This is a genomic window from Halomonas sp. M1, from assembly GCF_029581375.1.
Lineage (GTDB): Bacteria > Pseudomonadota > Gammaproteobacteria > Pseudomonadales > Halomonadaceae > Vreelandella.
Window position 1 is genome coordinate 3,239,625 of record NZ_CP121119.1, and the last position, 25,608, is coordinate 3,265,232.

General features: G+C 55.0%; 18 protein-coding genes. 16 read left to right on the forward strand and 2 right to left on the reverse strand.

All coding sequences use genetic code 11. The annotated features are described in order from the left end of the window. The first annotated feature begins 75 nt into the window (after nucleotides 1-75). The 4 genes from lhgO (at nucleotide 76) to P8S54_RS14910 (ending at nucleotide 4,981) form a co-directional block, all read left to right on the forward strand. On the forward strand, nucleotides 76-1,269 hold the full coding sequence (gene lhgO / locus P8S54_RS14895) for an L-2-hydroxyglutarate oxidase (RefSeq protein ID WP_281442357.1): 1,194 nt from the start codon (nucleotides 76-78) through the stop codon (nucleotides 1,267-1,269). Between the two features lie 151 nt (nucleotides 1,270-1,420). Continuing rightward, nucleotides 1,421-2,380 carry a TAXI family TRAP transporter solute-binding subunit gene (locus P8S54_RS14900; protein ID WP_281442358.1) on the forward strand — a complete coding sequence of 320 codons (960 nt, stop codon included), beginning with the start codon at nucleotides 1,421-1,423 and terminating at the stop codon, nucleotides 2,378-2,380. 34 nt (nucleotides 2,381-2,414) lie between these two features. Continuing rightward, nucleotides 2,415-2,930 (forward strand): DUF1850 domain-containing protein, encoded by a 516-nt coding sequence (locus P8S54_RS14905; protein WP_281442359.1) that lies wholly within the window; start codon nucleotides 2,415-2,417, stop codon nucleotides 2,928-2,930. A 32-nt stretch (nucleotides 2,931-2,962) separates the two neighbouring features. After that, nucleotides 2,963-4,981, forward strand: a complete 2,019-nt coding sequence (locus P8S54_RS14910; protein ID WP_281442360.1) for a TRAP transporter permease — start codon at nucleotides 2,963-2,965, stop codon at nucleotides 4,979-4,981. A gap of 129 nt (nucleotides 4,982-5,110) precedes the next feature. Here P8S54_RS14910 and P8S54_RS14915 read toward each other — a convergent pair whose 3' ends face one another. Further along, nucleotides 5,111-7,639 carry a PBP1A family penicillin-binding protein gene (locus tag P8S54_RS14915; protein WP_281442361.1) on the reverse strand — a complete coding sequence of 843 codons (2,529 nt, stop codon included), beginning with the start codon at nucleotides 7,637-7,639 and terminating at the stop codon, nucleotides 5,111-5,113. A gap of 194 nt (nucleotides 7,640-7,833) precedes the next feature. Between P8S54_RS14915 and pilM the strand changes: the two genes are divergently transcribed. The 12 genes from pilM (at nucleotide 7,834) to eno (ending at nucleotide 24,767) form a co-directional block, all read left to right on the forward strand. Next, nucleotides 7,834-8,895 (forward strand): type IV pilus assembly protein PilM, encoded by a 1,062-nt coding sequence (pilM, locus tag P8S54_RS14920; protein ID WP_281442362.1) that lies wholly within the window; start codon nucleotides 7,834-7,836, stop codon nucleotides 8,893-8,895. Next, nucleotides 8,892-9,458 carry a PilN domain-containing protein gene (locus P8S54_RS14925; protein ID WP_281442363.1) on the forward strand — a complete coding sequence of 189 codons (567 nt, stop codon included), beginning with the start codon at nucleotides 8,892-8,894 and terminating at the stop codon, nucleotides 9,456-9,458. The genes pilM and P8S54_RS14925 overlap by 4 nt, the downstream gene beginning before the upstream one ends. Next, the gene (locus P8S54_RS14930; protein WP_281442364.1) at nucleotides 9,455-10,099 is read left to right on the forward strand and encodes a type 4a pilus biogenesis protein PilO; all 645 of its coding nucleotides are present in this window, start codon (nucleotides 9,455-9,457) and stop codon (nucleotides 10,097-10,099) included. The genes P8S54_RS14925 and P8S54_RS14930 overlap by 4 nt, the downstream gene beginning before the upstream one ends. Further along, nucleotides 10,096-10,617, forward strand: a complete 522-nt coding sequence (locus tag P8S54_RS14935; RefSeq protein WP_281442365.1) for a pilus assembly protein PilP — start codon at nucleotides 10,096-10,098, stop codon at nucleotides 10,615-10,617. Before P8S54_RS14930 ends, P8S54_RS14935 begins: the two co-directional genes overlap by 4 nt. A gap of 28 nt (nucleotides 10,618-10,645) precedes the next feature. Continuing rightward, nucleotides 10,646-12,667: a type IV pilus secretin family protein gene (gene pilQ / locus P8S54_RS14940; protein WP_281442366.1), complete on the forward strand. Its 2,022-nt coding sequence runs from the start codon at nucleotides 10,646-10,648 to the stop codon at nucleotides 12,665-12,667. Beyond that, the gene (gene aroK, locus P8S54_RS14945; protein ID WP_281442367.1) at nucleotides 12,667-13,245 is read left to right on the forward strand and encodes a shikimate kinase AroK; all 579 of its coding nucleotides are present in this window, start codon (nucleotides 12,667-12,669) and stop codon (nucleotides 13,243-13,245) included. Before pilQ ends, aroK begins: the two co-directional genes overlap by 1 nt. Further along, the gene (gene aroB, locus P8S54_RS14950) at nucleotides 13,242-14,348 is read left to right on the forward strand and encodes a 3-dehydroquinate synthase (RefSeq protein ID WP_281442368.1); all 1,107 of its coding nucleotides are present in this window, start codon (nucleotides 13,242-13,244) and stop codon (nucleotides 14,346-14,348) included. The genes aroK and aroB overlap by 4 nt, the downstream gene beginning before the upstream one ends. Nucleotides 14,349-14,844: 496 nt before the next feature. After that, nucleotides 14,845-19,287: a glutamate synthase large subunit gene (gltB, locus tag P8S54_RS14955; protein WP_281442369.1), complete on the forward strand. Its 4,443-nt coding sequence runs from the start codon at nucleotides 14,845-14,847 to the stop codon at nucleotides 19,285-19,287. 33 nt (nucleotides 19,288-19,320) lie between these two features. Further along, nucleotides 19,321-20,739 carry an FAD-dependent oxidoreductase gene (locus P8S54_RS14960; protein ID WP_281442370.1) on the forward strand — a complete coding sequence of 473 codons (1,419 nt, stop codon included), beginning with the start codon at nucleotides 19,321-19,323 and terminating at the stop codon, nucleotides 20,737-20,739. A gap of 138 nt (nucleotides 20,740-20,877) precedes the next feature. Next, nucleotides 20,878-22,533 carry a CTP synthase gene (locus P8S54_RS14965; RefSeq protein WP_009096736.1) on the forward strand — a complete coding sequence of 552 codons (1,656 nt, stop codon included), beginning with the start codon at nucleotides 20,878-20,880 and terminating at the stop codon, nucleotides 22,531-22,533. Between the two features lie 10 nt (nucleotides 22,534-22,543). After that, nucleotides 22,544-23,407, forward strand: coding sequence for a 3-deoxy-8-phosphooctulonate synthase (gene kdsA / locus P8S54_RS14970; RefSeq protein ID WP_281442371.1), 864 nt, complete (start codon nucleotides 22,544-22,546; stop codon nucleotides 23,405-23,407). Nucleotides 23,408-23,477: 70 nt separating this feature from the next. Continuing rightward, nucleotides 23,478-24,767, forward strand: coding sequence for a phosphopyruvate hydratase (eno, locus tag P8S54_RS14975; RefSeq protein WP_281442372.1), 1,290 nt, complete (start codon nucleotides 23,478-23,480; stop codon nucleotides 24,765-24,767). A 484-nt stretch (nucleotides 24,768-25,251) separates the two neighbouring features. On the opposite strand, the gene fdxA is transcribed toward eno, so the two are convergent. Continuing rightward, a complete protein-coding gene (gene fdxA / locus P8S54_RS14980; RefSeq protein ID WP_009096730.1) occupies nucleotides 25,252-25,575 on the reverse strand; it encodes a ferredoxin FdxA in 324 nt (107 codons plus the stop codon). Between the last annotated feature and the right edge of the window lie 33 nt (nucleotides 25,576-25,608).

The window sequence follows — 25,608 nt, forward strand, 5'->3', positions numbered from 1 at the left end:
CGGAACGTGGCGATCAACGTTAATTAACGGCTATTATCAATAAATTTTGAAAATTTGGCACAGGAAACGACATTTATGTGGGATTTCATCATTATCGGTGGCGGTATTTTGGGTATGTCCACCGCTATGCAGCTGAAACAGACTTACCCCGATAAACGCATGCTGGTGATTGAAAAAGAGAGTGGCCCGGCTCAGCACCAAACTGGCCATAACAGTGGGGTTATTCATGCCGGGGTGTACTACACGCCGGGGAGCCTAAAAGCGAAGTTTTGCCTTGAAGGCAACCGCGCTACCCGCGAATTTTGCGATCAGCACGGCGTTAGCTACAACATCTGCGGCAAGCTGCTGGTGGCAACGAACGCCCTTGAAAAGCAGCGCATGGAGGCGCTTTGGGAACGAACGGCCGCCAATGGCTTGGAGCGAGAGTGGCTGGAGGCCGATGCGCTTAAAGAGCGCGAGCCAAATATTACTGGGGTGGCGGGTATTTTTGTGCCTACCAGCGGCATCGTTAATTATGCTGAAGTGACCCGCGCGATGGCCGCTGAATTTGAGCGTTTAGGCGGCGAGATCCGCTATGGTTGCTGTGTCACCGGGCTTGAAGAGCGCGCCGAAGAGGTAGTGGTAACGACCCATAATGGGTCTTTTACCAGCCGCTACTTAGTGTCGTGCTCTGGCCTGATGGCGGATAGGGTGATCCGCATGCTGGGCCAAGACCCAGGCTTTACGATCTGCCCCTTTCGCGGTGAATACTATCTGCTGCCTGAGCGCCACAACCATATCGTCAACCATCTGATATACCCGATTCCTGATCCCGATATGCCTTTTTTGGGGGTGCATCTGACCCGGATGATTGATGGTACGGTGACCGTTGGACCCAACGCAGTGCTGGCGCTTAAGCGCGAAGGTTACCGCAAGCAGGATATGTCGCTGCGGGATATGGGGCAGATGTTTACCCATCCCGGTATTTTAAAAGTGCTCGGTAAGCATTTGAAGCCAGGCCTGTTGGAGATGAAAAACTCGCTCTACAAGCGCGGCTATTTGGAACTGGTGCGCAAGTATTGCCCTAGCTTAACGGCAGAAGATTTGACCCCGTACCCTGCAGGAGTGCGCGCCCAAGCGGTATCCAACGACGGCAAGCTGGTGGATGATTTTCTGTTTGTAAATACTAAACGCACGGTGAATGTAGGCAACGCACCTTCGCCTGCGGCTACCTCGGCTATGCCCATTGGGGCACATATTGTTGCACAGGTAAAAGCTCAGCTTGGCTAGCGATGTTGCTATTGGCATCAAACGCGCAAGCCGTGCTAACTTCTCCCCACCGCTTCTGCTTGCCGTTTACGGCAGCGAGAAGCTGGGGCTTCACACCTCCCTAATTTGTCTACCATACCTATAAGTCCAAGTAAGGACGGAGGAAACGCTCATGAAAACGCTAAAATACGCAGCGGCAGCATCCATGTTGGCCGTAGCACTGCCTGCCAGCGCGCAACAGCTTTCCATTGCCACCGGTGGCACCGGTGGCGTTTATTATCCCATCGGCGGTGGTTTTGCCGAGATGATCAACAATCATATTGAAGGTGCCCAGGCGACAGCAGAGGTCACCGGGGCCTCGGTTGAAAACATGGGGCTGATTATGCGCGGCGACGCGGATCTTGCCCTGGTGCTGGCGGATACCGCCTACCAAGCCTATACCGGCACCGGTGACTTTGAGAGCCGCCAGATTGAAAACACCCGTGCGCTGGCCTCCGTTTATCCCAATGCGGTGCAGTTAGTTACTCTAGCCGATTCGGACATCCATAGTATTGCTGACCTTGCCGGGAAGCGCGTTTCTGTAGGTGCGCCAGGCAGTGGCACCGAGCTAAATGCCCGTGCTGTGTTGGAAGCTAACGGCGTCAGCTACAGTGACTTTACCCCTCAGCGTCTTAACTTTAACGAAACCGCCGATGCCATCCGCGATGGTGATATTGACGCCGGTTTCTGGAGTGTTGGGCCGCCCACGAGCTCTATTCTCAACCTAGCCGCTACGCGAGATATTCGTTTAATTGGTTTATCGGATGAAGAAATTGCTAACGCCCAGGAAGCTGAAGCAGTATTCGCCCCATACGAGCTAGCCGCGGGCATGTACGACGGTATGGACGAAGCAGTGCAAACCATCGGGATTCCCAACGTGCTGGTCGTTAATGCGGATATGGATGAAGAACTCGCCTATCAGCTTACCCAACTGCTGTTTGAAAACACCGACGAGCTGATTGCCGTTCACCCGGCTGCCAACGACACCACCGTTGAGTTCACTATGAACTCTACGCCGGTTCCGCTTCACCCGGGCGCGATTCGTTACTTTGAAGAAGTGGGTGCCGACATTCCGGATCGCCTTCGTCAGTAACCGTTAGTTAATAGCGCGTGAAGGGCTTTTCGCTATGCACCGCCAGGCACTACGGCTAGTAGCGCTCTTCTTAATATGTTTGCCGTTCGCCGAAGCGGGGGAATTCCCCGCTTCGGCGTCTGTGCCTGTGCGGTTAATGGTGATCTCGGAGCAAGATGAAACGCTAGTAGCCTTCGCTGCACCCGTGGGTACGCGCTGGTGTATCCAATGGAATCACTCAGTAGCCAAGTTTACGGTGCTGGACTGCTACCGCAACGTAGCAGGCGTGATGCAGTTAGAGCGTAGCCACCAACCTGACTTTGCCGCAGGCCTTGGGCATGTAGAAGGCCGGGGTGAGCAAGTCTCCGATGGTCACGGGGGATACTGGATCAATGCAATTCATGAGCCCGTACCCAACAATCGCTATGTATTAAGAGTCGGTTCGCCTGCGGTTAATCATCAAGTGGTGTGGCCGGATGGCGAGCATCCCGCAGTCAGTTTAAGTGACAGCGCGGCAGGACAGCGCGTGACTATACTACTGACAGAGCCTCACGCGATTCCGCGCGAATAAAAAATAAGCAAGACAACGCTTCCGAGGACTTCATGATCGAATCCACTCCACCGCCGGTTGTCATGCCTGGCGGTAATGCGATTCAACCCCGCATGGTGCTGTGGTGTATCACCATTGTGGCGGTGGGTCTTTCCCTGTTCCAGCTTTACTCCGCTGGCATTCAGCCACTGGGGCTGTTTTATCAGCGTAGCATCCACTTAGCGCTGATCATGCTGCTGGCGTTTCTTATGTTTCCAGCCTTCGGCCCCAAGCGCAAACGCGGCGTGCTTGGCTGGGGGATCGACTGCCTGTTTTTAGCAGGCGCGCTGGTGACCGGCGGCTATTTAGTACTTAACCTGGATGCTATCTTCAGTCGTGCGGGGTTTTGGAGCGAAACCGATATCCTAGTGGCCTGCATTGCCACCGTGACCGTGTTGGAAGCCAGCCGCCGTGCGGTGGGCTTTGGTATGACGCTGATTGGCCTGCTGGCCATTATTTATGCGTTTGCGGGGCCACGGGGCGAATTGCCTTGGCTCGGTGAGTGGATGCCCGGCATTCTCTCGCATCGTGGTTACTCCCTTGACCGCGTAGCGGGGCAGCTCTATCTCGGTCAGGAGGGTATCTTTGGCCTGCCCTTGGGAGTGGCGGCGACCTATATCTTTATCTTTGTACTGTTTGGCGCTTTTTTGGAAAGCACCGGTGCAGGTAAATTCTTTATTGATATGGCTTATGCCGCCACGGGTCGCCAGCGCGGCGGGCCTGCCAAAGCAGCGGTGCTTGCCTCGGCGGGGATGGGGTCTATTTCTGGCAGTGCCATAGCCAACGTAGTGACCACCGGCGCGTTTACTATTCCGCTAATGAAAAAGCTCGGTTATCAGCCGAAGCAGGCGGGCGGTATCGAAGCGGCCGCGTCTACCGGGGGGCAAATCATGCCACCTTTGATGGGCGCTGGGGCGTTTTTGATTGCCGAGTACACTAATACGCCTTACTTAGAGATCGTCAAAATCAGTATCCTGCCGGCGATTATGTACTTTGCGACGGTGTACCTTTTTGTTCATATCATCGCTTTAAAGCAGGGTATGCAGGGCTTGCCTAAAAGCGAGCTGCCGCAAATGCGCCAGGTAATGAAAGATGGCTGGCACTTTTTACTGCCACTCGCGGTGCTGGTATGGCTATTGGTCATGAACATGTCGCCGATGCGGGTGGGCTATTACGCAGTGGTGACCATGGTGGTGGTGGCGGTATTGCGCTACGCCTTGTGGTACTTCTTTGTTGCCCCAAGGCAAGGTCAGGCGGTAACGTTTGAGCGCACTCGGGGAGTGATATGGGCCGGTCTTGTGAAGCTAGTGCAGGGCCTAGAGCTAGGTGCTCGAAATGCAGTTGCGGTCTCCATGGCTTGTGCAGTAGCGGGTATTATCGTTGGGGTAGTTGGCCTTACGGGGTTGGGTCTTAAATTCTCCTCCATGATGCTGGCTTTCTCGGGCGGTAATTTGGTGCTGGCGCTAGTAATGGTGCTGCTGGCAAGCTTAATCCTTGGCATGGGCCTGCCGGTCACTGCGAGCTATATCGTGTTGATCGTACTGGTGGGGCCTGCGCTTACCGCTGAGTTTGGCGTGCCGCTATTAATTGCCCACTTGGTGGTGTTCTGGTACTCCCAGGACTCCAACGTGACGCCGCCCATTGCCTTGGCAGGCTTTGCTGGGGCGGCGATTGCGGGCAGCAAGCCAATGGAAACCGGCTTTCAAGCGTGGAAGTTTGCCAAAGGTCTCTATTTGATTCCGCTGTTTATGGTGTTTAACCCGGAAATCATTGTCGGTGGCCCGGTGCCTATCGTGATCTGGAATGCGGTCATCGCGATTCTTGCCCTTGGTGCCTTTGCGGCTGCGCTGGAAGGCTATCTCTTCACCAAAATGTCGCTGTTACCACGCTTAGCGATTGCTGCTGCTATCGTCGGTGTGTTCTACCCAAGCTTAATCACCGAAGTAGCGGGCGTCGTTGTTATGAGCTTGGCGATAGGTGCCAATTGGCTGGCCAGTAAGCGCGAATCTCAGGCAACGCCAATGACGGGTTAAAGCCTTAAGCTGCTGCGAGGCCAGTGAAGACAGCCAGTAATGGTGATGTACAAAATTGGCTGATCTAAAAAAGCCCGGGAACCATTAGGTTTCCGGGCTTTTGCTTGGGGTTAGTTTTAACGATGCTGTTTAGAAGATCGATTCTGCAGTGCCAGAGCCTTGCGAACCGCCTACCTCTTCTAGTTCACGACTAATGCGGCCAGTCTGATACTCCGGGAGGTGATCGCGATGGAACAGTTCGGAGATTCCGCCTGACTGGTTATCTTGCAAGCGACGACCTGTGTCTGCGTCTACCCGGGCAGAAACAACATTGTCTGGACGATTGGGGATCGCAGAAGGAGAACCTGCTAAAGCGCCGCCCATAAACTCGATCCAAATAGGTAGGGCAGCGTTAGCGCCATACTCGGCAAGGGTTTCGTTACTGTCTTTACCTACCCACACAGTGGTCACTAAATCGCTGTTGAAACCGGCGAACCAAGCATCACGCTGGTTGTTGGTGGTGCCGGTTTTGCCCACGAGGTCATCACGGTTCAGGCTCAGTGCCGCGCGGCCTGTTCCTGAGGTAATAACGTCGCGTAGCATGTCGCGCAAAATATACACCGCTGCGGCGTCAGCCACGCGGGGCGCAACGGGGTACTCTTTTCCGTCGATCTCAACGGTTTCTTGTCCTTCTGCACAGCTTGGGCAGGCGACCTGGGGCGTTGCTTCGTCAATCAGTTCGTTGTCATCGTTGCGGGTAACGCGCTGGATAAACCACGGTGTCACCTGGAAACCACCGTTAGCGATCACAGCGTACGCATTGGTCATCTCCATCGGCGTTAGGTCGGCGCTCCCCAGCGCTAACGATAAACCACGGGGTAGGCGGCTGGAGGCAAACCCAAAGCCCTCAAGATAGTTGATCGTATGATCCAACCCCATGGTTTGCAGGACACGAATGGTCACAAGGTTACGTGAGCGGGCCAGAGCAGGTCGAAGGCGCGTGGGGCCCTCGAAATCGCGGCTGGCGTTGACTGGGCGCCATAAAGAGTTACTGCCGTCATCTAGCACTACGGGCGCATCATTCACGACGCTGGCGGCATTCATCTCACCGTCCTCCAGCGCTGCTAGGTAAATGAACGGCTTGAAAATAGAGCCCGACTGGCGCTGCGCTTGAACAGCACGGTTGAACTTGCTGGCGTTAAAATCAAAGCCGCCTTGCAAGGCTAAAATTGCGCCAGTGCGCGGATCTTGAGCAACCAGCGAGCCTTCTGCATCAGGTCGTTGAGACAAGCGTAAAGTGCCGTCTTCATTTTCAAACACGCGTACCAAGTCACCACGAACGGCAATTTGGTCGGCTGAGCTAGGCTCGGCCCCCCGGCTGCGCGGGCTTAGGTATTGGCGCGCCCAGCTTAGGCCGCTCCACGGGATGGTGTGCAGTTCGCCACCACGTAAAAGCACCTGCATCTCGCGGCCACTGCTTTCTACTACAATGGCGGGGCGCAGCAGGCCAAAGTTGGGCGTTCGGTCTAATACTTGTAACCAGTTACTGACATCGCCATCAATGCCTTCCACTTCCGTTTGGCTGCGCTGGGCTGCCTGGCGCGCCGTTTGACGAATTTCGGGAGACTCCGCAAGCTCTTCCTCCAGCCCTTGGGTGGCGGTCTGTTCTTGGGCTTCTAGCAGGCTTGATGCGATATCACGCTGTTCCGGCCCGCGCCAGCCATGGCGAAGATCGTAAGCCACTAGGCCATTGGCCAGTGCTTGGCGTGCATAGGGCTGCATTTCGCTGTCGATGGTGGTGTAAATGCGATAGCCACCGGTGTACGCGGTATCGCCAAAGCGTTCAACTGCGTACTGGCGCGCCATTTCAGACACATAAGCGGCATCAACTTCTGTTTGGGTAAAGTAGCGGCGGGCAGTTACCGGCGACTGAACCGCTTCCTGATACGCTTCGTCATCGATGTAGCCCAGCCCGCGCATACGGAACAGAATCCAGTTACGGCGGATCAGCGAGCGCTCAGAGTTAGCCAGTGGGTTAAAGGCAGAAGGGGCCTTGGGCAGCCCGGCAATCATGGCGGTTTCTGCTAGGGTAAGTTCAGCCAGGGGCTTGTCGTAATAGGTTTCTGAGGCCGCCGCAATGCCATAGGCGCGATTGCCTAAGAAAATTTTGTTAACGTAAAGCTCAAATATCTCTTCTTTGCTGAGTAGCTGCTCCATTTGCAGGGCAAGCAGAATTTCACGGATCTTCCGAGTGAAGGTTTGATCCAGCGTCAGCATGTAGTTACGTGCCACCTGCATGGTGATGGTGGAGCCGCCGGATTGAATCGTGCCACCGCTCTGTACCAGTTCCACGGAGGCCCTTGCTAAGCCCCGAGGGTCAACGCCTGAGTGGTCGAAATAGTTGGCATCCTCAGCTGCAATCAGGGCATTGATCATATCCTGAGGAATCTCGTCAAAGTCAATCGCCATACGGCGCTCTTCACCAAACTCACCGATCAGCTTGCCGTCGTTGGTGAAGATGCGCAGCGGCGTGTGTAGCTCGAAGTTCTGCAGCTGACGCACATCGGGCAGCCCCGGCGAAAAATAAATAGCCGCGCCTACTACTGCCAGCGCAGTGGCTCCAAACAACGCCACAATCAGCGAAAACAGCGACAGGATGAGGGTTCGAAAAAACGTCATGAACAGAAGGCACCCGTGGAAAGAAGTAATAGGTACGGCGCTAAAAGGGCCGTAACACGTAATTGGCTGCCATTATAGGAAGGTGAAGCAGCGGCCACCAGTGTTGATGTGCCGTAAGGCCATCTGCGTGTGACTTAACTAAAAATCATGTAACCTCAGAACTCGCAAGATTGGCAGGCGGAGCCGAACCCCACATGCGCTTACTTAAACCCACTAAAGGGTTGATTGGTGTCGATATTACCTCGGCAACCGTCAAGCTGTTAGAGCTCAAGCAGTGCAACGATAATTACCAAGTAGAAAGCTACGCTGTGCGACCGTTGCGCGAAGGTGCCGTGGTAGAACGTCGCATACGCGATATTAACGATGTAGCCAACGTGCTAAGTCGTGCGGTGGAGCATGCAAAACCCTCTACGCGTAAGGCGGCGGTGGCCGTGCCGGCAAGTGCTGCCATTACTAAAACGCTCACGTTTCCAGCATCGCTCAGCGAAGATGAAATCGAAGAGCGAATTACCGCCGAATCTGACCGTCATATTCCGTTTCCGTTCAGTGAAGTGGCATTCGATTTTCAGTGTTTGGGGCCTGCTCCGTTTGATGAAGACCAGCAGCAGGTTGTATTAGTTGCGTGTCGTCAGCAGGATGTTAGCCAGCTAACAGAAACCTTGGAGCGCGCTGGGCTCGAACCGGCAGCTGTCGATGTTGAAACCTTTGCTATGGAGCGCTCGCTGGCTGAGCTGCGCCGTCAGTTAAATGTTGAAAACGACCCAACGGCGTGTGTTGGGTTGGTAGATATTGGCGCTAATATGAACGCGTTTCACGTGGTGCGCGGAGGGCAAATCGTTTATAGCCGCGACACGGTGTATGGCGGGCGCCAGCTTACCGATGCTATCCGCGACCGCTATTCGATGAGCAATGAAGAGGCTGGATTTGCCAAAAAACGCGGCGGATTACCCGACGATTACCAGGATATGGTGCTTAATCCGTTTTTAGAAACCGTGGTACAGCAAGTGGGGCGCTCGCTGCAGCTGTATTATACAGCGGCTCGCCAGCATGAGGTGCAGCACATTGTGCTGGCGGGAGGCTCAAGCGTTATTCCCGGCCTTGCCGAACGTATCGCAGAAGATAGCGGAATGTCGGTGACCATTGCTAACCCGTTCCAACGCATGCGGGTGAATAAACGCTTAAATATTGAAGCACTCACCAACGATGCCCCCGCCATGTTAACGGCCGGTGGCTTGGCGATGAGGGTCGGCCAGTGAGTATTAATATCAACTTGCTGCCCTGGCGTGAAGCGCGCCGGGAGAAGCAGACCCGCGCCTTTTATGGTGTGGTGTTACTGATGCTGTTAACGGGCGGTGCGCTGGCCTATGCGGTCTCGTATGTGTATCAGCAACAGCTTGTTGCCCAGCAGCAGCGCAATGCTTATATCACTACCTATATAGAGCGGCTGAATAGAGAAATTGCCGACGTAAAACGCTACCAGTCCGATGCTGAACAACTAGGCGAACAGCTGCGGCTGTTCCAAACGCTACACAGTGAGCGCATCCATACGGTTCAGCTATTCAATGATTTGGCGGCCAGTGTGGCCCAGGGCGTGGTTTATCAGCGACTTAGCCGAAGCGGTGAGCGCATTAGCCTTTCAGCCATAGCCGGTAACGAGCGCCAAGTGTCTGAGCAGCTGCGCCAAATAGCCAGCATGCCTGGGCTTGGGGTGCCGGTGCTTTCGGAAGTGGCTGGCGGGCAGAATGGAAGCGAGCGTGCTTTTCAGTTTGAGGTTGTTCAATCTGCTGACACAGCGGCTGCTGAGGAGGCTGGGCCATGAGCTGGGATCGAGAACGCTGGCGCTCAGAGTGGCAACGCTTTCAAAATCTTGATTGGCAAGCGCTGGACATCAAAGAGGCAGGTGAGTGGCCCTCGCTGCTTAAAGGGCTATGTGGGGTGCTCGCTTTCTTGATTATGTTTGGTGGCATCAGCTGGTGGTTAGTGGGCGAAAAACGTGAGCAGCTAGCGACTGAGCAGCGTCAAGAAGTGCGCTTGCTGAGTGAGTATCGCAGTAAAGCATCGGAAGTGGCTTATTTACCCGAAATACAAAGCCAGCTTGCCACTTTGGAAGAGCAGATGGTGCAAATGCGAGCAATGTTGCCTACCAGTGCCGAAATACCGTCACTACTGGACAGTATTAGTGACGCCGCCGTGGATAATCGGCTGACGATTGAGACAATTCGCTTAAGGCCTACGGTAAGTAAGACACACTATATTGAGCATCCGCTGGACATTCAGGTACGCGGTGGCTACCACCAGCTGGCGCAATTTGCTGCGGATATAAGCCAAATGGCACGTATCGTTACCCAGCATGACCTCACTCTGGTGCCTGTTGACCAGCAGGGCGATGTTCTAAGACTCTCACTGCTTGCCCGTACCTACAGCTATATAGAAGCAGTAGACGAAGGGAGCACACCATGAAGCGCTTGATGTGGGTGTGCTGTAGCATTGTGGTAGCGGGATGCAGTGATGCAAATCTTGACCAGTTAGATGCGACGCTGGCCGAGATACGCCGCGCCCCCGGTGGGCAGGCTCCCGACATTATCTCGCCAATGCCTGCGCCACGGCCGCTTGATTATCAATATGCTGAGGTGCGCAGCCCTTTTCTTGCCCCGGAAAGCGTGCGCAGCCAAGACGCATTATTACCGCCGGAAGCGAGCGAGCTTGCCCCCGACCAGCAGCGCACCACTGAACCGTTGGAGCAGTTTCAGCTTCAGTCGTTACGGTTAGTAGGCACGCTGGGTATGGGAGGGCAGCAGGTCGCGCTGATTGCCTCCCCGGATGGTAAGGTAGCCAGCGTTCGGGTGGGGAATTATTTAGGTAGTAACCACGGGCGAATTACTCGTATTAGCTCCCAAGAAATCACGCTTGTAGAGCGAGTATTTAGCCAACAGCAGGGATGGCAAGAGCGCCAAGCAGCGCTAGCCATTGATGAATAGCCTTTTTACTTGTTACTGGAACCACACCATGGTCGCCGCGCTTCGTCGAATTACGCTGTTATTGCTAGCCTTTACTCCTACGTTAAGCTTGGCTTCAGTGCTTACCCAGATGGATGTACGCCAAGCCGACAGCGGGGAGATGGAGTTGGTGCTGCGATTTAGCGGCGGTGTAGCCGAGCTAACTGGCTACCGGCTAGATGCGCCGCCGCGCCTAGCGCTAGATTTAGCTGATACCCAAAGCGGCCTGGCTCAGCGTCGGTTGAATGTGGGCAGTGGCGGTGTCGAGCGTGTCACCGCCATTGAAGGTAACGGCCGAACCCGGCTAGTGGTCGACTTATCAGAGCCTCTTGATTATCGCTCCCAGGTGGAGGGTGATCAGTTGAAAATCACCCTAGGGGCGCCCAGCAGCAATGCAGCAGCGCCTGCACTCGAAACCTTTGAAGGCCCCAGCGTTGAAGATATTGATTTTCGCCGCGGTCCCGATGGCGCAGGTCGGCTGCTAATCACCTTTGATCGAGAAGGTGTGGTGAGCCAAGTACGTGAAGGCAGCGAAGGCCGAGTGATTGCCGAGCTGCGCGATGTTGGTCTTCCCGATGCGCTGAATCAGATATACGACGTGACCGATTTTTCCACGCCCATCACTCGCATTACGCCGCGCCCTGGTCAGCGCGATACATTGCTGGAGCTGCAAACTAACGGCCCCTACGCGATGATTTCCTCTCAAAGTGGGCGAACACTCACTATCGAAGTGCAGCCTGTTAGCCAAGAGACCCAGACCGTTCGTGAGGGGCAAGGCGATAGCTTCACCGGCGATAGGTTAAGTCTCAACTTTCAGGACATCGAAGTTCGCGCGGTACTGGCAACGCTTGCTGAGTTTACGGGGCTTAACCTAGTGGCAAGCGACAGCGTCACGGGGCGCGTGACACTCAACTTAAACGATGTACCTTGGGACCAGGCGCTAGCGCTGATTCTGCAGAGCCAGGGGTTATCCAGTCGGGAGCAGGGCAATGTGATTGTCGTTGCCCCCGCCAGCGAGCTGGCGGCCATTGAGCGCCAAGAAATTGAAGCGCGCAATCAGCGTGAAACGCTCGCCCCGCTGGTTACCGAGTTCATTGAAGTAAAGTATGCCCGGGCAGAAGACCTCGCCCAGTTGCTGCGTGGCGGTGATGGGTTTGGCTTATTGACCGAGCGCGGCCGCGTCAGCGTTGATCAGCGCACCAATACACTATTGATTCAGGATACCGCCGAGCAGGTGCGCGATATTATCCGCACCCTAGACCGCCTTGACGTGGCCGTGCGCCAAGTGCAAATAGAGGCGCGCATTGTTATCGCCCGAGATACAGCCTCAAGAGAGTTAGGGGTGAACTGGGGGGCGTCCAGCACGCGAGGGTTCCAACCAAACGAAGCGGGTAATTTTGTTGGGCGTAACGTTAATCCAGATGGGTTGAATCGTGCTATGGGGGGGTTGGCGGTGGATTTAGGCTCCACCGGGGCGGCTGGGACTGGCTTTAGCTTTGGCTACTTATCCGGCGATATATTGCTGGATCTTGAGCTGCGGGCACTAGAGAGCGAAGGTAAAAGCCAGACGATTTCCCAGCCTCGGGTTATTACTGCCAATCAGCGCACGGCGATTATTCGCCAGGGTGAAGAGCGAGCCTTCCAAAGCGTGGATGCCCAGGGCAACCCAGATACCGAATTCAAAGAGGCTGAGCTCTCCCTAGAGGTAACGCCGCAAATCACGCCAGATAATCGCATCATTATGGATTTGGTGATTAAAAACGACAGCTTCCGTGAGAGCGAGTTTGGCGGCGAGCCACCTATTGATACCAACCAGATTGAGACCCAAGTGCTGGTGGACAATGGCCAAACAGTGGTGCTAGGCGGTATTTTAACCACAGAGCAGTTGAGCCAAATTGCTAAAACGCCTCTGCTGGGTGACCTGCCACTGATTGGTCGGCTGTTTCGCTATACCCAAGAGAGTAATGAAAAGGTAGAGTTATTGGTCTTTATTACTCCACGACTCCTTGATGATGGTTTGATGACTCGCTGATGCAGGATTTACCCAATATTTTTTTAATTGGCCCTATGGGGGCTGGTAAAAGCACGATAGGCCGTCTATTGGCGGGAGAACTGTCGCGCCCGTTTTACGACAGCGATCATGCCATACAGGACCGCTGTGGAGCCGATATACCCTGGATATTTGATGTCGAGGGTGAGCCAGGCTTCCGCCAGCGTGAAATTCAAATGATTGATGAGCTTACCCGGCTATCAGACGTGGTGGTGGCTACTGGCGGCGGCGCGGTTCTGCGCGAAGAGAACCGTCGGGCCCTGCGCGAGCGCGGTACCGTAGTGTATCTAATGACCACCGTTGACCAGCAGCTGAAGCGCACCGCCAAAGACCGTAACCGCCCTCTGCTGCAGTGTGCCAATCGTGAGCAGGTGCTGAACGACATGTTTGCCACCCGAGACCCGCTTTATCGCGCCACGTCGGATATTACCGTACGCACTGACCGGCGCAGCCCGCGAGCCGTGGTCAATGAAATACTGCGTCGTGTGTATCGCTTGGTAGACCCGTTGGAAACCGCTGGAGTACCAAATAAAGTGCAGAATAAAAAGGTATCGCAATGACAGAAACGCTCAATGCTCCGCGTACGTTAACGGTGTCACTCGGTGACCGTAGCTACCCTATTCACATTGGTGCAGGGCTACTGCAGCATGCCAATGTGCTGACGCCCTACTTAGCGGGTCAGCAGGTGATGGTGGTGACCAATGACACTATTGCGCCACTTTATTTAGAGGCGCTTTGCGCCACGCTTCCTAGCCACCTCGACGTGCGAAGCGTTGTGCTCCCTGACGGCGAACAGCATAAGACTATTGAGCAGGTGGGGCGCATTTGGGATGCCCTGCTGGAGGCAGGATTTAACCGCCGCTGTACGTTGATCGCACTTGGCGGCGGCGTGATTGGCGACATGGTGGGTTATGCCGCGGCGTCTTATCAGCGCGGTGTGGCTTTTATTCAGGTGCCGACGACGCTGCTTTCCCAGGTGGACTCGTCTGTCGGGGGGAAAACCGGGGTTAACCACCCGCTAGGCAAAAACATGATTGGCGCTTTTTGGCAGCCTAAAGCGGTGTTGGTGGATACCGATACGTTAACCACGCTGCCTGGTCGCGAGCTTTCCGCCGGACTTGCCGAGGTGATTAAGTACGGGCTTATCCGTGATGAGGCGTTTTTAAGCTGGCTAGAAGAGAACATGCAGGCGTTGCGCAGCGTTGAGCCTGATGTGATTGCGGAAGCCATCGCCATAAGCTGCCAGATCAAGGCGGATATCGTCGCTGAAGATGAGACTGAGCAGGGGGTTCGCGCGCTGCTGAACCTTGGTCACACCTTTGGGCACGCCATTGAAGCGCATCAAGGTTACGGTCATTGGCTGCATGGTGAAGCCGTGGGGGCGGGGATGGCGATGGCAGCAACGCTGTCACGTCAATTAGGCTGGATTGATGAGGCGGCACTGACAAGAGCGCAGGCGGTTATTCAAAGCGCTGGGTTGCCGTTGGCTGCCCCGGCAAATATGTCAGCAGATGATTTCTTGGTGCGTATGCGGTTGGATAAGAAAAATATCGACGAGAAGCTACGCTTAGTGCTGCTCAAGGCCTTAGGCGATGCCTGTGTTAGCGATGCAGCGCCCGCTGATACCCTTTTGGGCCTGCTTCAGCGCTATCCTCGTCTCTAGCGCTTCATTACCAACGCTTCATTAATAGCTCTTTGCGGCTAACGCCGCACGGACCATTTGCCAGTATGGAAAAACCCGCCTTTGTGCGGGTTTTTTTATTGCCTGAGCATTAGGCTAAATAATCACCCTGCATGCAATCCGCATGGCTTATGCGCTATCGGCATGGGTTTTTAGGGCAAATTTAGACTAAAGTATATAAATTATTTTCTACCGTTTAAAAAGCGTTTTATTGGTTTGCAAGTGGTTGAAGTGTATGTGTTTTTTATAATTAAGTCAGTGTAACTGCAGGATTTGGCGAGGATTTTAGAGGATTTGGTGGGTGCGAGAGATTGCGCGCTCTAGGGGCAAATAGCTATGCTGAGCGGCCATTTCTTGCAGCAGCGGTTAGGGGAAACTCCCTGTCTGGGCGGGTGATAAAAGCGCCATAAAAAAATAAAAACCCGAAATAATACCATGTAAACGCTGCTAATAAAATACGCTTAATAGAGGCACGCCCATGAATAGAGGTCTCCACCAGCCCGGCGAGTTTCGCGACAACTGTGGCTTTGGCTTAATTGCCCACATGGAAGGGCAGGCCAGCCACGACTTGCTGAAGACGGCTATTGAATCACTTACCTGCATGACCCACCGTGGGGGCATTGCGGCCGACGGAAAAACCGGCGATGGCTGTGGGCTGCTGCTTAAAATGCCTGTTCAGTTTATGCGCGAAGCGGCAAAAGAGGCGCTGGACGCAGAGCTAGGCGAGCAGTTCGCTGTAGGCGTGGTTTTTCTGCCCAATGACGACGACCGGGCAAAGGCCGCCAAAGAGATCTTGACCCAAAAGCTAAGTGCCCGTGGTTTAGAGGTATTGGGCTGGCGTGAGGTGCCTACGGACGCCAGCGTCTGCGGCCCCATGGCGCTTGACTGCCTGCCACGCATTGAACAGCTCTTTGCACAGCCAGGCAGCAGCAATAGTTTCGCTGTCGACCTGTTTATGGCCCGCCGTCTTGCAGAACAGGCGCTGCGCAAAGAAGAAGAATTTTATGTCGCGTCGCTCTCTTCAGAGGTGGTGTCGTACAAAGGCTTAGTCATGCCGGAAGATTTGCCGGCGTTCTATAAAGACCTTAACGACCCGCGCCTGGAAACCGCGATCTGCGTTTTCCACCAGCGCTTCTCGACCAATACCGCACCCCGTTGGCCCTTGGCGCAGCCATTCCGCTTACTTGCCCACAACGGCGAAATTAATACCATCGAAGCTAACCGTGGCTGGGCAAACTCCCGTAAAGCGAACTTTGTTAACGAGCGCCTGCCGGATATCGCCGAGCTGGATGAAATCGTCAACACCACAGGCTCTGACTCCTCCAGTATGGATAACATGCTGGAAGTGTTGCTCACCGGCGGGATGGAACTGCACCGCGCGGTGCGCATGATGGTGCCACCTGCCTGGCAAAACGTGGAGACCATGGACGCCGAACTGCGTGCGTTCTATGAGTACAATTCCATGCACATGGAGCCCTGGGATGGCCCAGCGGGTGTGGTAATGACCGACGGCCGCCAAGCGGTGTGTATGTTGGACCGTAACGGCCTGCGCCCAGCGCGCTGGGTGATTACTAAAAACGGCTACATCACGCTGGCGTCTGAAATTGGCACCTACGGTTACAAGCCAGAAGATGTCGTCGCCAAAGGCCGCGTTGGCCCGGGTCAGATACTGGCCGTGGACACCCAAACCGGTGAAGTGCTGCATACCCATGATATCGATGACCGCTTAAAGTCTGCGTACCCCTATAAGCGTTGGTTAAAGCAGGAAGCCAGCTATTTAGAGTCTGCGCTGGCCGAGCTTGCGCGTTTCCAGTCGATGGATACCGACGCGCTTAACGTTCAGCAGAAGATGTTCCAGGTAACGTTCGAAGAGCGCGACCAGGTACTGCGCCCGCTGGCAGAAAGCGGCCAGGAAGCGGTGGGCTCCATGGGTGATGATACCCCCATGGCGGTACTGTCTAGCCGTCCGCGCCTGCTGACCGATTTCTTCCGCCAGAAATTTGCTCAGGTGACTAACCCGCCGATCGATCCGCTTCGCGAGGCGATCGTGATGTCACTGGAAACCTGCTGTGGCGCTGAGCTAAACGTCTTTAAGGCAACGCCTGAGCATGCTCACCGCTTAATTTTGACCACGCCTGTTCTGTCACCGCGTAAGTTTACTGCGCTGGTGAGCCAAGACGACCCTGCGTTTGCTAGCCACACGCTGACGCTGGGCTACGACCCAGAGCAGACGAGCTTGCATCAGGCTATTACTGCGCTGTGCAAAGAAGCCGAAGCACAAGTCAAGGCAGGTAAGGTCATTCTTGTACTGACCGATGCTGAACTGCCCAAGGGGCATTTGCCGATTCAAGCCGCGTTGGCGGTAGGTGCGGTTCACTCACACCTTGGCCGCTTAGCGTTACGTCCGAATGCCAACATTGTGGTGGAAACAGGTTACGCCCGTGATGCTCACCAAATGGCCGTGCTGTTTGGCGTAGGCGCCACTGCGGTTTATCCGTGGCTGGCGTATCAGGTCATGGCGGATATGCACCGCACTGGCGAGCTGAATGGCAACCCTGCCGATGCGCGGGAGAATTACCGCAAAGGCATGCAGAAAGGGTTGTTTAAGATTCTCTCGAAAATGGGTATCTCGACGCTGGCGTCTTACCGCGGTTCGATGCTGTTTGAAGCCGTGGGCTTGTCTGATGAGATTATGGACACCTGCTTTGTGGGCATGGCGTCGCGTATTCAAGGCACCGGTTTTGCCGAGCTGCAGCTGCAGCAGGAGCTGTTAGCGAAAGATGCCTGGATTGCGCGCAAAGGCATTTCCCAGGGCGGTATGCTGAAATACGTCCACGGCCACGAGTACCACGCTTACAACCCGGATGTTGTGACATCGCTGCAGGCGGCGGTACAAGAGGGTAGCTACACTAAGTGGAAAAAGTTTGCCCAGTTGGTGAATGAGCGCCCGGTAGCGACCATTCGTGACCTGCTGGTTCTTAAGCCCGCAGAAACCCCCATCGCACTGGATGAAGTAGAACCCGTTGAGGCGCTGCTGCCGCGTTTTGATAGCGCCGGTATGTCGCTGGGCGCGCTCTCCCCTGAGGCACACGAAGCGTTGGCCCAGGCCATGAACGAGGCGGGTGGGCGCTCCAACTCTGGCGAAGGCGGCGAAGATCCTGCTCGCTATGGCACTATCCGCAGTTCGAAAATCAAACAGATCGCCTCCGGCCGCTTTGGCGTGACCCCGGCATATCTGGTTAATGCCGAAGTGCTGCAGATCAAAGTAGCCCAGGGCGCCAAGCCAGGCGAGGGCGGCCAGCTGCCCGGCGGTAAGGTCAACCAGCTCATTGCTCGCCTGCGTTACTCGGTGCCCGGCGTGACGCTGATTTCACCGCCGCCACACCACGATATTTACTCCATTGAAGACTTGGCCCAGCTAATTTTTGACCTTAAGCAGGTCAACCCTGAGGCGCAGGTTTCAGTGAAGCTTGTGTCCGAGCCGGGTATCGGCACTATCGCCACTGGCGTAGCGAAGGCCTATGCAGACCTGATCACGGTTTCTGGCTACGACGGCGGCACGGCGGCTAGCCCGTTAACCTCTATTAAACATGCGGGTTCCCCTTGGGAGCTTGGCCTTCCTGAGGTGCATCAGGCGCTGCGCATTAACGGCCTGCGCGACAAAATTCGCCTGCAAACGGATGGCGGCTTAAAAACCGGCCTCGACGTTGTTAAGGCAGCGATTCTCGGCGCTGAGAGCTTTGGCTTTGGTACGGCGCCGATGGTCGCGCTGGGCTGTAAATACTTGCGTATCTGCCACCTGAATAACTGTGCCACGGGCGTGGCGACGCAAGATGACTTCCTGCGTGGCGAACACTTCCGCGGCACCGTGGACATGGTCAAAAACTACTTCCGCTTTATTGCTGAAGAAGTGCGCGAACTGATGGCGATGCTGGGCGTTCGCAAGTTGACCGATCTGATCGGCCGTACTGATCTGCTTGAAGTGTTGGAAGGCAACACGGCGTCTCAGCGCAAGCTCGACTTAACGCCGCTGCTGGCCAACGACTTTGTCCCCAAAGATGCGCCGCAGTTTTGCGAGGTGAGCCGCAATGTGCCCCACGACCCAGGTGCCAAAAACCAGGAAGTACTGGCCGCGCTAAAAGAGGCGATTGAAAATCAGTCGGGCGGTACCTTTGATTTTACCATTACCAACTGCGACCGCAGCGTAGGGGCGTTGACCTCCGGGGCGATTGCCAAACGTTACGGTGAAGATGGCCTTGAAGCGGCGCCAATGACCGCACGTTTTACCGGGGTGGCTGGGCAAAGCTTTGGGGTGTGGAACGCCCGTGGTTTAAACCTCTACCTCGAAGGTGACGCCAACGACTACGTGGGCAAGGGCATGAACGGCGGCAGCATTGTGATTGTGCCGCCCAAGGTTAGCCAGTTCGAAAGTCACAAAACCGCCATTATCGGTAACACCTGCCTGTATGGCGCGACAGGCGGCACGCTGTTCGCCGCGGGTACCGCCGGTGAGCGTTTTGCGGTGCGTAACTCCGGTGCTACCGCAGTGATTGAAGGGGCAGGTGATCACTGCTGTGAATACATGACCGGCGGTTTGGTCTGCGTATTGGGGGAAACTGGCGTTAACTTCGGTGCGGGTATGACCGGTGGTTTTGCCTATGTGTTAGATGAAGACCGCAGCTTCGTGGACAAGTACAACCATGAGCTGGTTGAGATCCACCGGGTCAACACAGAAGCAATGGAAGCGTATCGCCGCCACTTGCGTGAAATGATTGAAGCCTATGTTGCGGCAACAGGCTCTGATCGTGGCGCGGCGATTCTGGAAGACTTCGGCGACTACGCGCGCCACTTCTGGCTGGTGAAGCCAAAAGCGGCAAGCCTGGGTAGTTTGCTGAATCAATCTCGGCGTCAGCCGGAATAACCCGCCAGAGCCTACGCTTCGAGGAGAGAGATCATGGCTAGCCGTTTAAATAACGATTTCCAGTTTGTTGATGTGGGTCGTAAGGACCCACAGAAAAAAGCCGCACACACTCGCGCAAAAGAGTTTGCGGAAATTTATGAGCCGTTCAAACCCACCGTTGCAGCCAGCCAGGCACACCGCTGCCTGCATTGCGGTAACCCATACTGCGAGTGGAAGTGCCCGGTACACAACTACATTCCTAACTGGCTGCAGTTGGTGGTGGAAGGCAATATTATTGAAGCCGCCGAGCTTTCCCACAAAACCAACTCGCTGCCGGAAGTGTGTGGTCGGGTGTGCCCGCAAGACCGTCTGTGCGAAGGCGACTGCACGCTGAATGATGGTTTTGGTGCGGTGACCATTGGCTCGATTGAGAAATACATCACTGACACTGCCTTTGCCATGGGCTGGCGCCCGGATATGTCAAAAGTGGTGTGGACGGACAAGAAAGTCGCCATTGTGGGCGCAGGGCCTGCGGGTCTTGGCTGCGCCGATATTCTTGCGCGCAACGGCGTTAAGCCTGTCGTGTTTGATAAGTACCCGGAAATTGGCGGACTGCTGACCTTTGGTATTCCAGAGTTCAAGCTTGAAAAAAATGTGATGGAGCGTCGCCGTGCCGTCTTTGAAGAGATGGGCGTCGAGTTCCGCTTGAATACCGAGATCGGTACTGATGTCGAGTTCGAAACGCTGCTTCAGGAGTACGACGCCGTATTCCTGGGCATGGGTACTTATAAATATATGGCGGGTGGCTTCCCTGGCGAAGACCTGCCTGGGGTCTACAAGGCGCTGGATTTCTTGATTGCCAACGTCAACCGCCGATTAGGGTTCGAAAAAGACCCTAACGATTTCATCTCCATGGAAGGCAAGCGCGTGGTGGTGCTTGGCGGTGGTGATACGGCGATGGACTGTAACCGCACATCGATTCGCCAGCGGGCCGCGAGCGTCAGCTGCGCCTACCGCCGCGATGAAGAGAACATGCCCGGCTCCCGCCGTGAAGTGGCTAATGCGCGTGAAGAGGGCGTTGAGTTTTTGTTCAATCGTCAGCCGGTAGCGGTGGTGGGTGAAGAGAAGGTCGAGGGCGTTAAGGTTGTGCGCACTCGCCTGGGCGAGCCGGATGAAAATGGCCGTCGACGCCCTGAGGTGGTGCCTGGCTCAGAAGAGATTATCGCTGCTGATGCGGTGGTGGTAGCGTTTGGCTTCCAGGCCAGCCCCGCCCCGTGGTTCGATAGCGCCAAGATCGACGTTAACGAGTGGGACTTGGTGAAAGCGCCCGAACATGGTCAGTACGCCTTCCAAACCAGTAACGAGAAAATCTTTGCCGGTGGCGATATGGTGCGCGGCTCTGACCTTGTGGTTACTGCGATTTATGAAGGTCGCCAAGCGGCAGAAGGGATTTTGGACTACCTGGGCGTGTGATATTGGATAGTGAGGGGCGATGTCGCCCCTCAACTAGAGCAGTTCAAATTGAGCCTTAAGGCTTACTCTGCTATTCTGTCGTCCCATCCTGGTGTGGCTTTCTGTTACGCCTTTTGATCACGTTTCGACAGGTTTTCCATGACACGATATATCTTCGTGACCGGCGGCGTTGTGTCCTCTCTTGGCAAGGGCATCGCGTCTGCCTCGCTGGCGGCGATTCTCGAGGCCCGCGGCCTTAAGGTCACCATGCTCAAGCTCGACCCCTACATCAATGTGGACCCGGGCACCATGAGTCCTTTCCAGCACGGCGAGGTGTTCGTCACCGAGGATGGCGCCGAGACGGATCTGGACCTTGGTCACTACGAGCGCTTTATTCGTACCAAAATGACCCAAGGCAACAACTTCACCACGGGCCGCGTGTACGAGAACGTGCTACGCAAAGAGCGCCGTGGCGACTACCTGGGTGGCACCGTTCAGGTTATTCCCCACATTACCGATGAAATCAAGCAGCGCGTTTACGCGGGTGGCGAGGGTTTTGACGTAGCGCTGGTGGAAATCGGCGGTACGGTTGGCGATATCGAGTCGCTGCCGTTCCTTGAGTCGATTCGTCAGATTCGCAGCGAGCTGGGCGCAAGCCGAGCGATTTACATGCACCTGACCCTGGTGCCGTACATCAAGACCGCAGGCGAAACTAAAACCAAGCCGACCCAGCACAGCGTTAAAGAGCTGCGCTCTATCGGTATCCAGCCGGATATTTTGATTTGCCGCAGTGAAGTAGAGCTGGAAGAGAGCGAACGTCGTAAAATCGCCCTGTTCACCAACGTGGAAGAGCGTGCGGTGGTGCCGCTGCAGGATGCCGACACCATTTATCGTATTCCGCTGATGCTCCATGAGCACGGCCTGGACGATATCGTTTGTGACAAGCTGCGTTTAGAAGCCCCCGAAGCTGACCTGTCCGAATGGGTGAAGGTGTTGGATTCTAAGCTGAACCCGCTGAAGTCGGTAAGCATTGCCATGGTCGGTAAGTACATGGAGTTACTGGATGCCTACAAATCGCTCAATGAAGCGCTGATCCATGCGGGCATTCAGGGACGTATTAAGGTCAATGTCGATTATATTGATTCGGAAGATATTGAGCGCCACGGTACCGAGCGCTTAGCGGGTAAAGATGCCATTCTGGTGCCGGGTGGTTTTGGCGAGCGCGGCGTGGAAGGCAAGATTCTTGCTGCCCAGTTTGCCCGTGAAAACAAGATCCCCTACCTGGGTATCTGTCTAGGCATGCAGGTGGCCGTTATTGAGTTTGCTCGCAACGTGGCCGGCTGGGAAGACGCCAACTCCACCGAGTTTACTCACGACACCAAGCACCCGGTGGTGGGGCTGATTACTGAGTGGATTAACGCCGAAGGCAAAATTGAGCTACGCGATGCGGCCTCTGACCTTGGCGGCACCATGCGTTTAGGCGGGCAGGTTTGTCATCTGGCCTCAGGCAGTAAAGCTCGCGCGGCCTATGGTTCTGATGAGATTGTTGAGCGCCACCGCCACCGTTTTGAAGTCAATAACCAGTTTATTGATGAGCTGGAGAAGGCTGGCTTGGTGATTTCAGGGAAGAGCGTCGACCAATCGCTGGTCGAAGTAGTGGAGCTTGCCGACCACCCCTGGTACGTGGCGTGTCAGTTCCACCCAGAGTTCACATCGACACCGCGCGATGGGCACCCGCTGTTCTCAGGCTTTGTTAACGCCGCCGTTGAGCACAAAGCAGCACGTACCCGTGCCCACGCGGCGCCTCAAGAGTAAAGGGGGAAACATGGCTTCTCACGCACTAACCCCAGAGCGTCATATCAACGTTGCCGGCCTAACCGCCGGCAATTCTTTGCCGCTCATGTTATTAGGCGGCATGAATGTGCTGGAGTCGGCAGAGCTGGCCGATGAGATCGCCCAAGCCTATGTTGAAGCGACGCAAACACTGGGTATGCCTTATGTCTTTAAGGCGAGTTTTGATAAAGCCAATCGCAGCTCGATCCACTCCTATCGTGGGCCTGGGCTGGATAAAGGGTTACAAATCTTAGCTGACATCAAAGCCCGCTATGGCGTGCCGATTATCACCGACGTACACGAGCCATGGCAGGCGGCGCCCGCCGCCGAAGTCGCTGATATCATCCAGCTACCGGCGTTTTTAGCGCGCCAAACCGATCTAGTGGTAGCGATGGCAAAAACGGGGGCGGTTATTAACATTAAAAAACCGCAGTTTTTAGCGCCCCACGAAATGCGCCATATTCTCACCAAGTTTCAGGAAGCGGGCAATGACCGCCTGATGCTGTGCGAGCGGGGCACAAGCTTTGGTTATAACAATCTGATCGTCGATATGCTGGGCTTTGGCGATTTGAAACAAACGGGTTATCCGGTGTTTTTTGATGTTACCCACGCACTACAGCGTCCTGGTGGCCGTGCTGACAGCGCTGACGGGCGCCGTGCCCAAGTGGCTGAGCTGGCTCGCGCGGGCGTCGCTGTTGGTTTAGCGGGGCTGTTTTTAGAAGCGCACCCAGACCCTGACAACGCCAAGTGTGATGGCCCCTGTGCGTTGCCGCTGGATCAGCTGGCGCCGTTTTTGTCGCAGCTTACCCAGCTAGACACGCTGGTCAAAGGCTTCGATCCGCTAGCCATTCGCTGATCGTGATAATAAACGTGGTATATATTTGACCCACCACCCTCTATCAGACTGACAACCTAAGGATACTGTCATGACCAAAATTGTTGAAATCAGTGCGCTGGAAGTGCTCGATTCTCGTGGCAACCCAACTGTTCAAGCTACTGTTCGCCTTGAAAGCGGTGCGATAGGTGAAGCCTGTGCGCCAAGTGGTGCGTCCACAGGCTCCCGCGAGGCGCTTGAGCTGCGCGATGGCGACAAGACACGCTACCTCGGTAAAGGCGTTTTAAAAGCCGTTGAAGCCGTGAATGGCAGTATTCGTAATGCATTGTTAGGTATGGATGCGCGCGATCAGCGCGGCCTGGACGATGCCATGCTGGCGCTCGATGGCACCGAAAATAAGGCTACGCTAGGTGCTAATGCGATTTTGGCCGTATCGCTGGCCGCCGCTAAAGCCGCCGCTAATGCCAAGGGTGTACCGCTGTATGCTCACATCGCTGAGCTATACGGACAGCCGGGCCAGTACAGCATGCCGGTGCCGATGATGAATATTCTCAACGGTGGTGAACACGCGGATAACAACGTTGATATCCAAGAGTTCATGGTGCAGCCGGTGGGTGCAGCCAACTTCCGTGAAGGCCTTCGTATGGGCGCAGAGATTTTTCACGCGCTGAAAAAAGTACTGTCGGCCAAAGGTCTGTCTACCTCGGTGGGTGATGAGGGCGGCTTTGCCCCTAACTTGGCATCTAACGCTGATGCGCTGGCCGTAATTAAGCAGGCTGTTGCCGACGCCGGTTACTCCCTTGGTAAAGATGTAACACTGGCACTCGACTGCGCCTCCTCTGAGTTCTACAAAGATGGCCAGTACAACCTCTCCGGCGAAGGCAAAATCTATGACGCTGAAGGCTTTGCTGACTACCTAGCTGGGCTATGCGCCGATTATCCGATTGTGTCTATCGAAGACGGTATGGATGAATCCGATTGGGCGGGCTGGAAAGCGCTGACCGATAAGCTGGGTGATAAAGTGCAACTGGTGGGTGACGATTTGTTCGTTACCAATACCAAAATTCTCAAGCGCGGTATCGATGAGCAGATTGGTAACTCCATTCTGATTAAGTTCAACCAGATTGGCTCGCTGTCTGAAACCCTAGATGCCATCAAGATGGCCCAGGACGCTGGATTTACTGCGGTTATCTCCCATCGCAGCGGTGAAACGGAAGATACTACCATTGCTGATTTGGCCGTGGGCACCTGTGCAGGGCAGATTAAAACTGGCTCGCTGTGCCGCTCTGACCGAGTTGCCAAGTACAACCGTTTGCTGGTGATTGAAGCTGAACTGGGCGAGGTGACTTACCCGGGTTTGAAGGCTATTAAAGGCCAGTAAAGGCGAAACGTTGCGCTGGCTTGTAAGAGATGTCTCAAGATTTTGTAAGAGATCTCTTACAAATGCCGACGACATTCGCTTGGTTTGGGTAGGATAAAACGAAATTTTCCACTAATCTTAATTTAACTGATTGATTTCAAAGTTTTTAAAAAATAAGGCGAGCCGACTAGGCTCGCCTTTTGCGATTTTGGCCTGCTTGTGATGACCAAATTATCTGCCACAATACGTTCAGGACTAGGGGAGGCAAGGATGCTTCAGGCAGGATGCAACGGGATGCAGGTAGGTGCGCCGGGTGACATAGTGACATGAGCCCCGGCAAGGACGTCACCTAAGGAAGTTGACACAGGGAGTGGTCAGAGGAAGTGCTTGGAGCGGGCGGCCTACGGGCCGCCTTTTTTTGCGCGTGTGTTACCGAAGTACAAAAAGGTGCATAAAAAACCAGCGCGAACGCTGGTTTTTATAGAGCGTTAAGCGGTGTTGCAGTTTAGCGCTCCAGTTTTTCAAGCTTACCGGTTTTACCATCCCACTCTTCTGCGTCGGGCAGTGGGTCTTTCTTCTCTGCAATGTTTGGCCACACCTCGGCCAGTTCTGCATTGATTTCAATGAACTGCGTTTGGTTATCGGGCAGCTCATCCTCGGAGAAGATCGCTTCAGCGGGGCACTCCGGCTCACACAGGGCGCAATCGATACACTCATCTGGGTGAATAACCAAGAAGTTAGGGCCTTCGTAGAAGCAATCGACCGGGCAGACTTCCACGCAGTCAGTGTACTTGCACTGGATGCAGTTCTCGGTAACGACAAACGTCATCTTGCTATCCCTCTTGCAGGACCAGAAACGCTT